Raw genomic sequence first — 13530 nt, 5'->3', positions numbered from 1 at the left:
TCCCCCAGAGCTTCGCCTGGGGGAGAACTGCGCAACCAGCCCACCACCGGTGGAAGATCGCGAACGCCACCGCAAGTGGCAGCCCGGGGCGAAGGGGCGCGGGAAACTGCGCGCGCAACCACCCGCCGGCGGACGGTCCCGGTACACATCCCGCCCGGCAGGGCGGAGGGTCACCCGCCCGGCGTAAGGGAACGAAGGTCCGAGGGGGTCACCCCGCGAGGCGACGGCACCCCCGCCGGAGGCGCTGCGCTTGCCTGACGGCAAGACTCTCGTTACCGGCGGTTCAACCGCAACCGCCAGCATCGCAGGATGCAACCCGCCGCCCCCCACCGGCCGAACTCCCCCGACCTGCCGGAAGGCACCTCCGCACGAGACAATGGAACGACGGCTGGAGGCCGCCTGACGGGGGGTGTCGGCCGCGCGTACGACGTGCCGGATCCGGAGGAGGGCTCGCACATCATGGCCCAGACGAATCACCCCAGCGTCCCCGTCCAGCCCCAGCCGGGGCAGGGCGAGGACGACGCCGACGGCTTCGGCGCCTTCCACCCCCGGGTCGTACCGAGCCTGGAGCCCGACCCGGAAGCGGGCGGCACCGCCGACGACGGCGAGTACGGCGAGGCCCTCCCCGAGGGCCGCTTCCTCGACCGTGAGCGCAGCTGGCTCGCCTTCAACGAGCGTGTGCTGGAGCTGGCCGAGGACCCGGCCACCCCGCTGCTGGAGCGGGCGAACTTCCTGGCGATATTCGCGAGCAACCTGGACGAGTTCTTCATGGTCCGCGTCGCGGGCCTGAAGCGCCGGATGGCGACCGGTGTGGCGACACGCTCCGCGTCCGGCCTGCAGCCCAAGGACGTGCTGGACCTGATCCTCACCAGATCCCGCGAGCTGATGGCCCGGCACGCCGCCTGCTTCCAGAACGACGTCGCCCCGCAGCTCGCGGACGAGGGCATCCACGTCATCCGCTGGGGCGAGCTGACCGACAAGGAGCAGGCGCGGCTCGCGACGCTCTTCCGGCAGCAGATCTTCCCGGTGCTCACCCCGCTCGCGGTGGACCCGGCGCACCCCTTCCCGTACATCTCCGGCCTGTCGCTGAACCTCGCGGTCGTGGTGCGCAACCCGGTGTCCGGACACGAGCACTTCGCGCGGGTGAAGGTGCCGCCGATCCTGTCGCGCTTCCTGGAGGCGGGCCCGCAGCGGTACGTACCGCTGGAGGACGTGATCGCGGCGCATCTGGAAGAGCTCTTCCCCGGCATGGACGTGCTGGACCACCACATGTTCCGCGTCACCAGGAACGAGGATCTGGAGGTCGAGGAGGACGACGCGGAGAACCTGCTCCAGGCGCTGGAGAAGGAGCTCATGCGGCGCCGCTTCGGCCCGCCCGTGCGGCTGGAGGTCGAGGAGTCGATCGCACCGCGCGTGCTGGACCTGCTCGTGCACGAGCTGAAGATGAAGCACACCGAGGTCTACCCGCTGCCCGGCCCGCTGGACCTGACGGGGCTGTTCGCGATAGCCGGGCTGGACCGGCCGGAGCTGAAGTACCAGCGGTTCATCGCGGGCACGCACCGCGACCTCGCGGAGGTCGAGTCGGCGTCGGCGCCGGACATCTTCGCGGCGATGCGCGAGCGCGACATCCTGCTGCACCACCCGTACGACTCCTTCTCGACGTCCGTGCAGGCCTTCCTGGACCAGGCGGCCGCCGACCCGAACGTCCTGGCCATCAAGCAGACCCTCTACCGCACCTCCGGCGACTCGCCGATCGTCGACGCGCTGATCGACGCGGCCGAGGCCGGCAAGCAGGTGCTGGTGCTGGTCGAGATCAAGGCCCGCTTCGACGAGCAGGCCAACATCAAGTGGGCCAGGAAGCTGGAGGAGGCCGGCTGCCATGTGGTGTACGGACTCGTGGGCCTCAAGACGCACTGCAAGCTCTCGCTGGTCGTCCGGCAGGAGGGCGACACGCTGCGCCGCTACAGCCACGTCGGCACCGGCAACTACCACCCCAAGACGGCCCGGCTCTACGAGGACCTGGGCCTGCTGACCGCGGACCCGCAGGTGGGGGCGGACCTCTCGCACCTGTTCAACCGGCTGTCCGGCTACTCGCGCCGGGCCACGTACAACCGGCTGCTGGTCGCCCCGCGCAGCCTGCGCGACGGCCTGGTCACACGCATCACGGCCGAGATCGAGCACCACAAGGCCGGCCATCCCGCCTTCGTCCGGATCAAGGTCAACTCGATCGTCGACGAGGCCGTGATCGACGCGCTCTACCGCGCCTCGCAAGCCGGCGTCCCGGTGGACATCTGGGTCCGCGGCATCTGCGCGGTACGCCCGGGGGTGCCGGGGCTCTCGGAGAACATCCGGGTGCGCAGCGTGCTGGGGCGCTTCCTGGAGCACTCCCGGATCTTCGCCTTCGGCAACGGCGGCGAGCCCGAGGTGTGGCTCGGCAGCGCCGACATGATGCACCGCAACCTCGACCGCCGCATCGAGGCGCTCGTCCGGGTCGCCGACCCGGCCCACCGCGCCACCCTGAACCGCCTGCTGGAGACCGGGATGTCCGACACCACGGCGTCCTGGCACCTGGCGGCCGACGGGAACTGGACCCGCCACAGCGCCGACGCCGACGGGCGCCCGCTGCGCAACGTCCAGGAGATGCTCATCGACGCCCGGAGGCGCCGGCGTGGCCCGTCAGCAGCAACCTGACCCCGTCCCCCCGCACCCGGGCGACGCCCCCGCGGACGGGACTCCCCCGTCACCGCGCCCTCCCGCGCACGGCGCCGGGGCGGCGGAACCCCATGCCTCGGGCCACGCGGGCGACGCGGGGGCGGACCGCGGCGGGGCCGCGGCGACGCGGCCGGACGCGCGAGAGGGGGAGGCCCCGGGTCCGCAAACCGCCGCCCGCACGGGCGGCGCGGGCATGCACCCCGGCGGCGACCCCGCCGCCGGACCGGCCCCGCGGGCCTCCGACGCACAGGACGCCGGTGCACCGGAGCCGCAGGCCTCGGGCCACGCGGGCGCCGGCGCCCGGGCCGCGGGTACGCAAACCGCCGCCCGCACGGGCGGCGCTGGGGCGGGCGTGCGGGGGGAGTCGTCGACGCATCCGCCGCCGGAAGGGGCGGCGGGAGTACCGAGCAGGATCAGGCAACCGCGCCTGCTGCCCGCCCGTGGCGGCAGGGCACCGGCAGACAACGGGGACACGGGGACCAGCACCATCATGAACGCCGAACCGTACGACGTCATGCCGCAGGCCGGGGGAACCGCCGGCGAGGTGCTGACCCGCTACCTGCACGAACGTGCCGGGAGCTTCCTGCGCGGGCTCAGCCTGCGCGGCGAGAACGAGGCGGAGGCCGACGCGCTGCTGCGCGGCAGCGCCCGGCGGATCGGCGGGGCGCTGCACACCTTCGGGTCGCTCACCGACCCGGCGTGGGCCGAGCCGCTGCGCGCCGAACTGGCGTGGCTGTCCAGCACGCTGGGCCGCGAGCCGCAGCACGCCGGCCGGCTGGCGCGGCTGCTCGATGCGCTGCGGCGGCTGTCGGTCGCCGCGCCCGAGGGGCAGGAGCCGGTGCTCGCGGGGGGCTCCGGCGCCGCCAGGACCTCCAGGACCGGCGCGCCCGCACCGCCGGCGCCGCCCGCTTCCGGCGGGGGGCCGCTCGCGCTGGGCGCCGCCCGCGCCGGCGCCCTGCTGGAGCGCCAGCTCACCCTGGCCCGCACCCGCGCCCACTCGGCGTCCTTGCAGGCCATGGGCTCCTCGCGGTTCCACGCGCTGGCCGACGCCATCGCCGTGCTCGCCTCCGAGGTGCCGCTCTCCCCCGCCGCCGCCGCGCCCGCCGCGGGCGTACTGCCGCAGCTCGCCGGGCAGGCGTACCTGCGGCTCACCGACGCCGTCGGCGCGCTGCCGCTGCACCGCGCCGCCCACCCGTACAACGCCGACGCCGTCCAGGCCTCGCTCGGCGCCGACCTGACTGCCGACCTCCAGGACGCGCCCTGGCACCAGGTCCGTGTGCTGCTGCGGCTCAGCCGCTACGCCGTCGAGGTGACCCGGGCCGAGGGCGACGGCCCCGACCGGCAGCGGCTCGCCGACGCCGCCCGGCTGCTGGAGCGCCACCGCGAAGCCGCCGAGTCCGCCGCGGCCGTCGCCGCCGCGGCCCGCACCCCGCGCATCGCGCCGGCGACCGCGTACGCCCTCGGCGTCCTGCACGCCGACCAGCGGCACGAGGTCGAGGCCGCGCGCTTCGCCTTCTCCCGGCTGTGGCAGCCCTCCCTCCCGGGGGCGCGCCGGGAATGACCGCACCCCCTCCCGGCCAGGAAGGCTCCGCCGTACGCGCGGCGGGCACCGTCCTGTGGCGCGCCGCGCCGGGCGGCATCGAGGTCGCGCTGATCCACCGCCCCCGCTACGACGACTGGAGCCTGCCCAAGGGCAAGCTCAAGCGCGGTGAGGGCTTCGCCGCGGCGGCGCTGCGCGAGACCCGCGAGGAGACCGGCCTCGACTGCGAGCTCGGCGCCGCGCTGCCCTCCCGCCACTACCTCGTCGCGGGCCGCCCCAAGGAGGTCCGCTACTGGGCGGCCCGGGCGCACGCGGGCGGCTTCGCCGCGAACGCGGAGGTGGACGCGATGGTCTGGCTCCCCCCGTCGGCCGCCCGCCACCGCCTCACCCACGACCGCGACCGGCCCTTGATCGATGCCCTCCTGCTGGCGCTGGCCTCCCCGGGAGGTGACCTTCCCCCGCCGGGGGAGCGTTTCTAGACCGCGCCTGCGCCGCGCCGCGCCGGGCGTGCGCTTTCGGGTGCGGCTGCACCGCCGGGCGGGCGGTTTGCGCTGCCGCGCCGGGCGGCCCGTTTCCGCCCTGCCGGGCGGGCGTTTTGCGCTGCCGCGCGGGGCGTGCGCTTTCGGGTGCGGCTGCACCGCCGGGCGGGCGTTCTCCGGGTGCGGCTGCACCGCCGGGCGGGCGGTTTTAGGGGCGCGGGGAACTGCGCGAGCAACCACCCACCGGCCGGTGGTCCGGAAACGGGCAGCAACTGCCCCTTCGGGCCGGTGACTACCCGCGCCCCGGTGGGGGCTGGGGGCACCGCCCAGGCGAAGCTCTGGGGGAGCGCAGTTCCCCGCGCCCCTAAAAACGCTCACCCCGCGCGGCAGCGCGAAACGCCCGCCCGCAGCGCAGCCGCACCCGAAAACGCTCACCCCGCGCGGCAGCGCGAAACGCCCGCCCGCAGCGCAGCCGCACCCGAAAACGCCCGCCCCGCGCGGCAGCGCAAACCGCCCACCCGCGCGGCAGCGCAAACCGCTCACCCCGCGCGGCAGCGCGAAGCGCAGGGCGGGAAGGGGCGCCCCGCGGGTGGAGGGGCGGGCCCTCGGGGGCCCGAAAGGGCCATCACCGGGCTGACGGGTGAGGTTCACCCGGCGTTCACTCGGCCCCGAGGGTCGCTTCACCTGATCTGCCTAATTTCGGCCTTACCGGCGGCGCGTCAGCCGCCAGACGCAGAATCACCAACCCTCTGCTTCGCCGTGCACCGGCGGGCTCTCGGAAGGAACACACGAAGGTGAAGCTTCAGCGTAAGAGCGGGCTGCGGGCCCTGACCGTCGGCGCGGTCGCGATTACCGGTGCGCTGGTCCTGTCCGCCTGCGGCTCGGACGACAACAGCGACAGCAGCGGTTCGGACACGTCGACCTCGGCGGCCAGCACCACCGGCGGCTCGGGCGGTGACGCCAACGCGCTGGGCATCACCTGCGCCACCGGCCAGATCAAGGCTTCCGGCTCCAGCGCCCAGCAGAACGCGATCGAGGCCTGGGTCAAGGACTACCAGCAGGCCTGCAAGGGCGCGACGGTCAACTACAAGACGTCGTCGTCCGGCGAGGGCATCGTCGACTTCAACCAGGGCACGGACGCCTTCGCGGGCTCCGACTCGCCGCTGAAGCCGGAAGAGGTCGACGCGTCGAAGAAGGTCTGCACCGGCGGCCAGGGCATCAACATACCGATGGTCGGCGGCCCGATCGCCATCGGCTACAACCTGCCCGGCGTGGACAACCTGGTCCTGGACGGCTCGACCCTGGCGAAGATCTTCAACGGCAAGATCACCTCCTGGAACGACGCGGCCATCGCCAAGCTCAACCCGGGCGCCAAGCTCCCGAGCACCAAGATCCAGTCGGTGCACCGCCAGGACGACTCCGGCACCACCGACAACCTGACCAAGTTCCTCAAGGGCTCCGCCCCCGCCGACTGGCCGTACGAGCACGCCAAGGCATGGGCCGCCAAGGGTGGCCAGGCCGCCCCGAAGTCCTCCGGTGTCGCCGCGCTGGTGAAGCAGACCGAGGGCTCGCTCGGCTACTTCGAGCTGTCCTACGCGACCGCCAACAGCATCCCCACGGTCAAGATCAACACCGGCGCCCCGCAGCCGGTCGAGGCCACCACGGCCAACGCCTCCGCGGGCATCGGTGCCGCGAAGGTCGTCGGCACGGGCTCCGACCTGGCCCTGGACCTGAGCGCCGCGTACACCACCAAGGAGCCGAACGCCTACCCGATCGTCCTGGTGACCTACGAGATCGCCTGCGACAAGGGCAACAAGGCCGACACGCTCGCGCTGACCAAGTCCTTCCTGAACTACATCGCCAGCGAGCAGGGCCAGCAGAAGCTGTCCGCCGCCGGCTACGCCCCGCTCCCGACGGAGATCGCGACCAAGGTGCGCACCACCGTCGGTTCGCTCTCCTGACCTCGCGCGACGGGTCCCGCGGCCCTGAGGTCGCGGGACCCGTCGCGTATCCGGTGCACCGCCGCCGGGGGACGCCCGTACCGCGTCCCCCACCCAGACCGGAGAAACGATCACATGACAACCACCGCCCCACCCCCCACCAAACCCGAGCCGCACCGGGCCACCGGGCCCGTGACGCGGCCGGGCGACCGGATCTTCGCGGGGCTCGCCCGCGGCTCCGGCATCCTGCTCCTCGCGGTGATGGCCGCGATAGCGCTCTTCCTCACCACCCGCGCGGTCCACGCGATCTCCAAGGACCACGGAAACTTCCTGACCACCTTCGAGTGGACGCCGAGCCTCAACCCGCCGGTCTTCGGTATCGCCGTCCTGGCCTACGGCACGGTCGTCAGCGCGGTCATCGCGATGGTCATCGCGGTGCCGATCGCACTGGGCATCGCCCTGTTCATCACGCACTACGCGCCCCGCCGGCTCGGCGGCCCGATCGCGTTCGTGATCGACCTGCTCGCCGCCGTGCCCAGCATCATCTACGGCCTGTGGGGCGCCCTCTTCCTGGTGCCGCACCTGCGCGGGCTCAACCTCTGGCTGGACGACTACCTCGGCTGGACGGTCGTCTTCCACAAGGAGGACCCCAGCTCCGCGGCCCGCTCGCTGTTCACCGTGGGCATCCTGCTGGCGGTCATGGTGCTGCCGATCATCACCAACGTCAGCCGCGAGGTGATCAACCAGGTGCCCAGGATGCACCAGGAGGCGGCGCTCGCGCTCGGCGCGACCCGCTGGGAGGTCATCCGGCTGTCGGTGCTGCCCTTCGCGCGCTCCGGCATCATCAGCGCCTCCATGCTCGGCCTGGGCCGGGCGCTCGGCGAAACCATGGCGGTCGCGACCGTGCTGTCCGCCTCGCCCGAGCTGTCGGCGCACATCCTCGACCCGGTCGGCGGCACCTTCTCGCAGAACATCGTGTCGAAGTTCGGCGAGGCCGACGAATTCGGCCGGGACGCCCTGATCGCCTCCGGTCTGGTGCTGTTCCTCATCACCCTGCTGGTCAACGGTGCCGCGCGGATCATTATCCAGCGGCGTAAGGAATACTCGGGGGCCAACGCATGAGCGACGCGACCATGGACAAGGCGACTGCCGCCCGTCCCGCCCCCGTACGCCTCTCCACCCGCCACCTGCCCCGCTGGACGCCGCCGGCGATCGCCGCGGGTGCCGTCGCGGTCGGCTGCGGCATCGGCGCCGGCGCCGGGCTGAGCAGCCACATCCAGTGGGGGCTGATCGCCCTGCTGCTGTTCGTCCTGGGCTCCTACGCCGTCACCGCCCGGGTCGAGGGCCGCCGCCAGGCCAAGGACCGGGTGGCCACCAGCCTGGTGTGGTCCAGCTTCGTGCTGGCCGTCATCCCGCTGTACTCCCTGGTGGAGACGACGATCAGCAAGGGCGCCGGCGTCATCGACGGCACCTTCCTGAGCCACTCGATGAACAACGTGCTGACCATCCAGCCCGGCGGCGGCGTCTACCACGCCATCATCGGCACCCTGGAGCAGGTCGGCATCGCGACCGTCATCGCGGCCCCCCTCGGCCTGCTGACCGCCGTCTACCTGGTGGAGTACGGCAAGGGCGCGCTCGCGAAGTGGGTGACCTTCTTCGTCGACGTCATGACCGGCGTCCCGTCGATCGTGGCCGGTCTGTTCATCCTGTCGATCTGGTTCGTGCTGCTGGGCAAGGCGCCGGCGAACGGCTTCGCGGGCTCGCTCGCGCTGGCGATCCTGATGCTGCCGGTCGTGGTGCGCTCGACCGAGGAGATGCTCAAGCTCGTCCCGAACGAGCTGCGCGAGGCCTCGCTCGCGCTCGGCGTGCCCAAGTGGCGCACGATCGTCAAGGTCGTCGTGCCGACGTCGATCGGCGGTATCACCACCGGTGTGATGCTGGCCGTCGCCCGTATCGCCGGTGAGAGCGCCCCGATCGCGCTGCTGGTCTTCGGCAGCAACCTGATCAACACGGACCCGTTCCACGACCCGCAGTCGTCGCTGCCGTACTACATCTACGAGCAGTACCAGAACGGCAACGACCCCAGCTACCAGCGGGCATGGGGCGCCGCCCTGGTGCTCATCGCCTTCGTGATGATCCTGAACCTCGTCGCCCGGGCCGTCGCCCGATGGAAGGCGCCGAAGGCCGGTCGCTGACGCGGCCACGCAACCAGTCAGCCAGACCGTCCCGGAAGAGAAGTGATCCAAGCCATGGCCAAGCGCATCGACGTCAGCGGCCTGTCCGCGTACTACTCCGCCCACAAGGCGATCGACGACATCTCCATGACCATCGAGCCCGGCTCGGTGACGGCCTTCATCGGCCCCTCCGGCTGCGGCAAGTCCACCTTCCTGCGCACCCTCAACCGCATGCACGAGGTCACCCCCGGCGGCCGGGTCGAGGGCAAGGTGCTGCTGGACGACGAGAACCTGTACGGCTCGGGCGTCGACCCGGTGACCGTCCGGCGCACCGTCGGCATGGTCTTCCAGCGCCCCAACCCCTTCCCCACCATGTCGATCTACGACAACGTGGCGGCGGGCCTCAAGCTCAACGGCATCCGCAAGAAGGGCGAGCTGGACACCATCGTCGAGCGCTCGCTCAAGGGCGCCAACCTGTGGAACGAGGTCAAGGACCGCCTCGGCAAGCCCGGCTCGGGCCTGTCCGGCGGCCAGCAGCAGCGGCTGTGCATCGCCCGCGCCATCGCGGTCGAGCCCGAGGTGCTGCTGATGGACGAGCCCTGCTCGGCCCTCGACCCGATCTCCACGCTCGCCATCGAGGACCTGATAGGCGAGCTCAAGGAGCGCTTCACCATCGTCATCGTGACGCACAACATGCAGCAGGCCGCGCGCGTCTCCGACCGCACCGCCTTCTTCAACCTGGCCGCCGTGGGGCAGCCCGGCAAGCTCATCGAGATCGACGAGACCCAGCGGATCTTCTCCAACCCGTCAGTGCAGGCCACCGAGGACTACATCTCGGGCCGCTTCGGGTGATCCAGACCGCCGTGCGGTGCTGCATGGCGGTGCCACCGCAAGGCGCAGGCCCCGCTCCCCGGAAGGGGGGCGGGGCCTGATCCGTGTCCGCCGGAGGGCCCGGAGGGCTCAGCCGAAGACGAGCTTGACGATCCAGAAGCACGCGGCGGCGACGAGCGCCGCGGCCGGCATCGTGATGAACCAGCCGGCGACGATGTTCTTGGCCACGCCCCAGCGCACCGCCTTGACCCGGCGGGTCGCGCCGACACCCATGATCGACGAGGTGATGACGTGGGTCGTGGAGATCGGCGCCTCGAAGATGTACGAGGTCGCGTAGAGGATCGAGGCCGACGTCGTCTCGGCCGCGAAGCCCTGCGGCGGGTCCAGGTCGATGATCCGGCGGCCCAGGGTGCGCATGATGCGCCAGCCACCCGCGTACGTGCCCAGCGACATCATCGCCGCGCACACCAGCTTGACCCAGATCGGGATGCCGAAGCCCTTGCCCGGGTCGTGGATCACCAGCGCGAGCACCACGACACCCATCGTCTTCTGCGCGTCCTGCAGGCCGTGGCCCAGCGCCATCCCGGCGGCCGACACCGTCTGCGCGATCCGGAAGCCGCGCTTGGCCTTGTGCGGGTTGGCGCGCCGGAAGAACCACAGGATCGCCAGCATGACCAGATAGCCCAGCACCAGGCCGACCGCGGGCGACACGAACATCGGGATGACGACCTTGTCGACCACCCCCGACCAGTGCACGGCGATCCCGCCGGCGAGCGCGGCGCCCACCAGACCGCCGAACAGCGCATGGCTGGAACTCGACGGCAGACCGAAATACCAGGTGACCAGATTCCACACGATCGCCCCGGCGAGCGCGGCGAAGAGGATGCCCATCCCGGAACGGCCCTGGGGCGTGTCGATCAGGCCCTTGCTGACCGTCTTGGCAACGCCGCTGCCGAGGAAGGCACCCGCCAGGTTCATCACCGCGGCCATCGCCAGCGCCGCCCGGGGGGTCAGCGCCCGGGTCGACACGGAGGTGGCGATGGCGTTCGCCGAGTCGTGGAAGCCGTTGGTGTACGTGAAGAAGAGCGCCACCCCGATGGTGACGACCAGTACGAAGGTGTCCACGTGGGTCAGGACTCCTTGACCGCGATGGTCTCCACGGTGTTCGCCACGTGCTCGAACGCGTCCGCGGCCTCTTCCAGGACGTCCACGATCTGCTTGAGCTTGAGCACCTCGATGGCCTCGTACTTGCCGTTGAAGAGCTGCGCGAGCAGCTTGCGGTGGATCTGGTCGGCCTGGTTCTCCAGCCGGTTGACCTCGATCCAGTACTCGGTCAGGTTGTCCATCGTGCGCAGGTTCGGCATCGCCTCCGCGGTCAGCTCCGCGGCTCTCGCCAGCACCTCGATCTGCTGCTCGACCCCCTTCGGCAGCTCCTCCACGTTGTAGAGGACGACCAGGTCAACGGCCTCCTCCATGTAGTCCATGATGTCGTCCAGCGAGCCGGCGAGGGTGTAGATGTCCTCCCGGTCGAAGGGTGTGATGAACGAGGAGTTCAGCTGGTGGAAGATCGCGTGGGTCGCGTCGTCCCCCGCGTGCTCCGCCGCCCGCATGCGCTCGGCGATCTCGACGCGGGTGGCCGAATCGGCTCCCAGCAGTTCCATGAGGAGCTTCGAACCGGTGACGATGTTGTCCGCGGAGGCGGCGAACATGTCGTAGAAGCTCGTCTCCCTGGGGGTCAGACGAAAGCGCACGTGGGTTCCTCGGGATACATGGGAGTCGTCTCGTTGATGCTAGGCGCAACATCCGGCCACTGCTAACCGGCGCATCCAGTGTCGCCCATGGGACACAGTCCCCCGGACGGGGGATGCCTCGCACACGACATCGATTCGGTAAGATATACCCTCTAGGGGTATAAGGGGACAGAGAGGGCGGATGGCGGGATGGCGGACGCGACGACGGAACGGGCGGCGGTGACGGAACCGGTGGCGGAACCAGCGGCTTCGGCAGCAGACGAGATTGTGGCGCCGCAGGGCCCGCATGGCTATAGCCACGACAAAGAGTCCCACCTGAAGCGGCTGCGCCGGATCGAGGGACAGATCCGCGGGCTCCAGCGGATGGTCGAGCAGGACGTCTACTGCATCGACATCCTCACCCAGGTGTCCGCCAGTACGAAAGGGCTGCAGTCCTTCGCGCTCCAGCTCCTGGAGGAACACCTGCGGCACTGCGTCGCCGCCGCGGCGGTCGGCGGCGGGCCGGAGATCGACGAGAAGGTCGCCGAGGCGACGGCGGCCATAGCGCGGCTGCTGCGCACGTAGCGGCTCGCCCTACGGGCGACGGACCCCCAGGACCTCGTCGATACGGGCGAAGCTCAGCCGGTCCTCGACGGCGGTGGACGCGGCGATCATCAGCTCGCAGGTCAGCTCGATCTCGGCGAGAGCCACCGGATCGTCCTGGAGCGTAGCGCCGGGCGACGGCACCATTCCCCCTCCTCGCCGGGTGTGCTTGCTGTTGCGGCCGCGCATACCTGCGGCCGCACGTGCGGCCGCCCTCCAGCGTAGGGACACTCCTTGCCCCGCCGCATGGCACGTAATGACCATTTCCGGGGGCGCCCCGGGGGGCCGCTCACGGTAGGTGCCGCGACCGTCCGCCGGCGCGTGGTCGCACGGGCCACCGCAAGGGAGCAGGCCCCGGGCGGAACCACCGGGTCAGCCGGACGCGGGGGGAGAAACGATCTTGCCGGCCCAGATGTCCGCCGCCGGCGGGAGGGCGGGCGGCGGCACCGCGGCGCCGAAACGGGAGTACGTGGTGGTGGAGACGACCTCCACCGTGCGACGGGCTGGCCCGTACGCGTACCGCAGCGTCATCCGGACCAGCCGCCCCGCCCCGTCGAGCCACGCCTCGAAGGGGACGCGGCCCACCGCGAAGCCCGCCGCGGCAGCGGACAGCGCGGCCGGCGGGCGGGCCCCGGAGGCGCGCGCCGCCTCGGCGATGCCGAGCGTCCCGGCCAGGTGCCGGACGGGCTCACCGCCGAGGTCCTGCGTCCCGGCGAACCGCACGTCGAGAACCCCGCGAAGAAGCTGCGCCGCGACGAGCGGATCGGTGGCGCCGCCGGTGACGAGGTTGCCGTCGGGGAGCGCGGCGATGTCGACGCGTACCCACTTGTCCGCGGGCACACCCGCGCCCCGGTTCTTCATGTAGAGCGCACCCGGCGTGAGCAGCTCGGTGACCGGCGCGTGCTCCTGCGCCCCGGCCGCGTCGCGCGGCAGTACGAGGGTGAGGGTGCCCTGCCCGTGCGCGTAGTCGTAGCGGCCGCTGCCGGTGACGGTGACCCAGGTGCCGCCGCTGGCCATTTGCAGGGACGTGCCGACCGCCGAGCTGCCGGCCCGCACCAGCGCGTCGGCAGCGCCCCGGAGGAGCACCGCGGGGTCGGCCGCGGGGGCCGGGGCGGCCTCCCCGGTGTCGCCGTGCGCGGCGCCGCAACCGGCCAGCAGTGCCGCCGCGCACCAGGCCGCGGCAACCGCGGCCACCGCCCGCACCGCCGTGGACTTCGCCGCCGTCATCCCTGAACCATCCCCGTCGTCGCCTCGGCCTCACCTCCGTAACGACCGTCGGAAGCGGGCCGTCACGCCCGTTACCGTGGTGGGGTGCCGAAGCTTCGCAACCTCGACGATCCGCGCGCGGTCGAAAGCCACCGGACGTCGGTCACCGAGCGCGGTTCCTTCGCCACCGCCCGCTGCTCCTGCGGCTGGCACGGCCCCGCCCGCCGGTCGCGCGACCGGGCCCGGCGCGACGCCCAGGAGCACACCGCCGACTGAGCCCGGGTACCGCCCGCGCCCGGCCGCAACCGGCACCCG

General features: G+C 72.1%; 13 protein-coding genes. 9 read left to right on the top strand and 4 right to left on the bottom strand.

The window, feature by feature from the left end; translation table 11 throughout:
* Positions 1 to 459: 459 nt before the first annotated feature.
* The 7 genes from IH54_RS0134020 (at position 460) to pstB (ending at position 9697) form a co-directional block, all read left to right on the top strand.
* Complete coding sequence (locus tag IH54_RS0134020) at positions 460 to 2691, top strand: RNA degradosome polyphosphate kinase (protein WP_078862740.1); 2232 nt, start codon at positions 460 to 462, stop codon at positions 2689 to 2691.
* 511 nt (positions 2692 to 3202) lie between these two features.
* Positions 3203 to 4273 (top strand): CHAD domain-containing protein, encoded by a 1071-nt coding sequence (locus IH54_RS0134015; protein WP_052398172.1) that lies wholly within the window; start codon positions 3203 to 3205, stop codon positions 4271 to 4273.
* Positions 4270 to 4731, top strand: a complete 462-nt coding sequence (locus IH54_RS0134010) for an NUDIX hydrolase (protein WP_052398171.1) — start codon at positions 4270 to 4272, stop codon at positions 4729 to 4731. The genes IH54_RS0134015 and IH54_RS0134010 overlap by 4 nt, the downstream gene beginning before the upstream one ends.
* A gap of 794 nt (positions 4732 to 5525) precedes the next feature.
* Complete coding sequence (gene pstS, locus IH54_RS0134005) at positions 5526 to 6692, top strand: phosphate ABC transporter substrate-binding protein PstS (RefSeq protein WP_031524491.1); 1167 nt, start codon at positions 5526 to 5528, stop codon at positions 6690 to 6692.
* A 114-nt stretch (positions 6693 to 6806) separates the two neighbouring features.
* Positions 6807 to 7793 carry a phosphate ABC transporter permease subunit PstC gene (gene pstC / locus IH54_RS0134000; RefSeq protein ID WP_031524488.1) on the top strand — a complete coding sequence of 329 codons (987 nt, stop codon included), beginning with the start codon at positions 6807 to 6809 and terminating at the stop codon, positions 7791 to 7793.
* Positions 7790 to 8866, top strand: coding sequence for a phosphate ABC transporter permease PstA (gene pstA / locus IH54_RS0133995; protein WP_031524486.1), 1077 nt, complete (start codon positions 7790 to 7792; stop codon positions 8864 to 8866). The genes pstC and pstA overlap by 4 nt, the downstream gene beginning before the upstream one ends.
* A 54-nt stretch (positions 8867 to 8920) precedes the next feature.
* Positions 8921 to 9697 carry a phosphate ABC transporter ATP-binding protein PstB gene (gene pstB, locus IH54_RS0133990; RefSeq protein WP_031524484.1) on the top strand — a complete coding sequence of 259 codons (777 nt, stop codon included), beginning with the start codon at positions 8921 to 8923 and terminating at the stop codon, positions 9695 to 9697.
* 108 nt (positions 9698 to 9805) lie between these two features.
* Here pstB and IH54_RS0133985 read toward each other — a convergent pair whose 3' ends face one another.
* Both IH54_RS0133985 and IH54_RS0133980 read right to left on the bottom strand, forming a co-directional pair.
* Positions 9806 to 10801 carry an inorganic phosphate transporter gene (locus IH54_RS0133985; protein WP_031524481.1) on the bottom strand — a complete coding sequence of 332 codons (996 nt, stop codon included), beginning with the start codon at positions 10799 to 10801 and terminating at the stop codon, positions 9806 to 9808.
* Positions 10802 to 10806: 5 nt separating this feature from the next.
* On the bottom strand, positions 10807 to 11427 hold the full coding sequence (locus IH54_RS0133980) for a DUF47 domain-containing protein (RefSeq protein ID WP_031524479.1): 621 nt from the start codon (positions 11425 to 11427) through the stop codon (positions 10807 to 10809).
* A gap of 189 nt (positions 11428 to 11616) precedes the next feature.
* Here IH54_RS0133980 and IH54_RS0133975 point away from each other — a divergent pair, with 189 nt between their 5' ends.
* Positions 11617 to 11991 (top strand): metal-sensitive transcriptional regulator, encoded by a 375-nt coding sequence (locus tag IH54_RS0133975; protein WP_078862739.1) that lies wholly within the window; start codon positions 11617 to 11619, stop codon positions 11989 to 11991.
* A gap of 9 nt (positions 11992 to 12000) precedes the next feature.
* On the opposite strand, the gene IH54_RS46355 is transcribed toward IH54_RS0133975, so the two are convergent.
* Both IH54_RS46355 and IH54_RS0133965 read right to left on the bottom strand, forming a co-directional pair.
* Complete coding sequence (locus IH54_RS46355; protein WP_199923506.1) at positions 12001 to 12156, bottom strand: hypothetical protein; 156 nt, start codon at positions 12154 to 12156, stop codon at positions 12001 to 12003.
* Positions 12157 to 12381: 225 nt separating this feature from the next.
* Positions 12382 to 13236, bottom strand: a complete 855-nt coding sequence (locus IH54_RS0133965; RefSeq protein WP_031524469.1) for a hypothetical protein — start codon at positions 13234 to 13236, stop codon at positions 12382 to 12384.
* Positions 13237 to 13320: 84 nt separating this feature from the next.
* Here IH54_RS0133965 and IH54_RS46350 point away from each other — a divergent pair, with 84 nt between their 5' ends.
* Entirely contained in the window at positions 13321 to 13491 is a 171-nt protein-coding gene (locus IH54_RS46350) for a hypothetical protein (RefSeq protein ID WP_199923505.1), read from the top strand.
* The last annotated feature ends 39 nt before the right edge of the window (positions 13492 to 13530 follow it).

It is taken from the genome of Streptomyces sp. NRRL F-5123 (assembly GCF_000721495.1).
GTDB lineage: Bacteria > Actinomycetota > Actinomycetes > Streptomycetales > Streptomycetaceae > Actinacidiphila.
Note: the sequence above shows the minus strand (reverse complement) of the source record. Positions and strands in the feature narration are given on the sequence as shown.

Bases quoted from the DNA above. Each gene is read 5' to 3' on its own strand.
- IH54_RS46355 (WP_199923506.1), bottom strand. From the start codon at position 12,156: ATGGTGCCGTCGCCCGGCGCTACGCTCCAGGACGATCCGGTGGCTCTC.
- IH54_RS0134010 (WP_052398171.1), top strand. From the start codon at position 4,270: ATGACCGCACCCCCTCCCGGCCAGGAAGGCTCCGCCGTACGCGCGGCG.
- pstB (WP_031524484.1), top strand. From the start codon at position 8,921: ATGGCCAAGCGCATCGACGTCAGCGGCCTGTCCGCGTACTACTCCGCC.
- IH54_RS0133965 (WP_031524469.1), bottom strand. From the start codon at position 13,236: ATGACGGCGGCGAAGTCCACGGCGGTGCGGGCGGTGGCCGCGGTTGCC.
- pstA (WP_031524486.1), top strand. From the start codon at position 7,790: ATGAGCGACGCGACCATGGACAAGGCGACTGCCGCCCGTCCCGCCCCC.
- IH54_RS0134015 (WP_052398172.1), top strand. From the start codon at position 3,203: ATGAACGCCGAACCGTACGACGTCATGCCGCAGGCCGGGGGAACCGCC.
- pstC (WP_031524488.1), top strand. From the start codon at position 6,807: ATGACAACCACCGCCCCACCCCCCACCAAACCCGAGCCGCACCGGGCC.
- IH54_RS0133975 (WP_078862739.1), top strand. From the start codon at position 11,617: ATGGCGGACGCGACGACGGAACGGGCGGCGGTGACGGAACCGGTGGCG.
- IH54_RS0134020 (WP_078862740.1), top strand. From the start codon at position 460: ATGGCCCAGACGAATCACCCCAGCGTCCCCGTCCAGCCCCAGCCGGGG.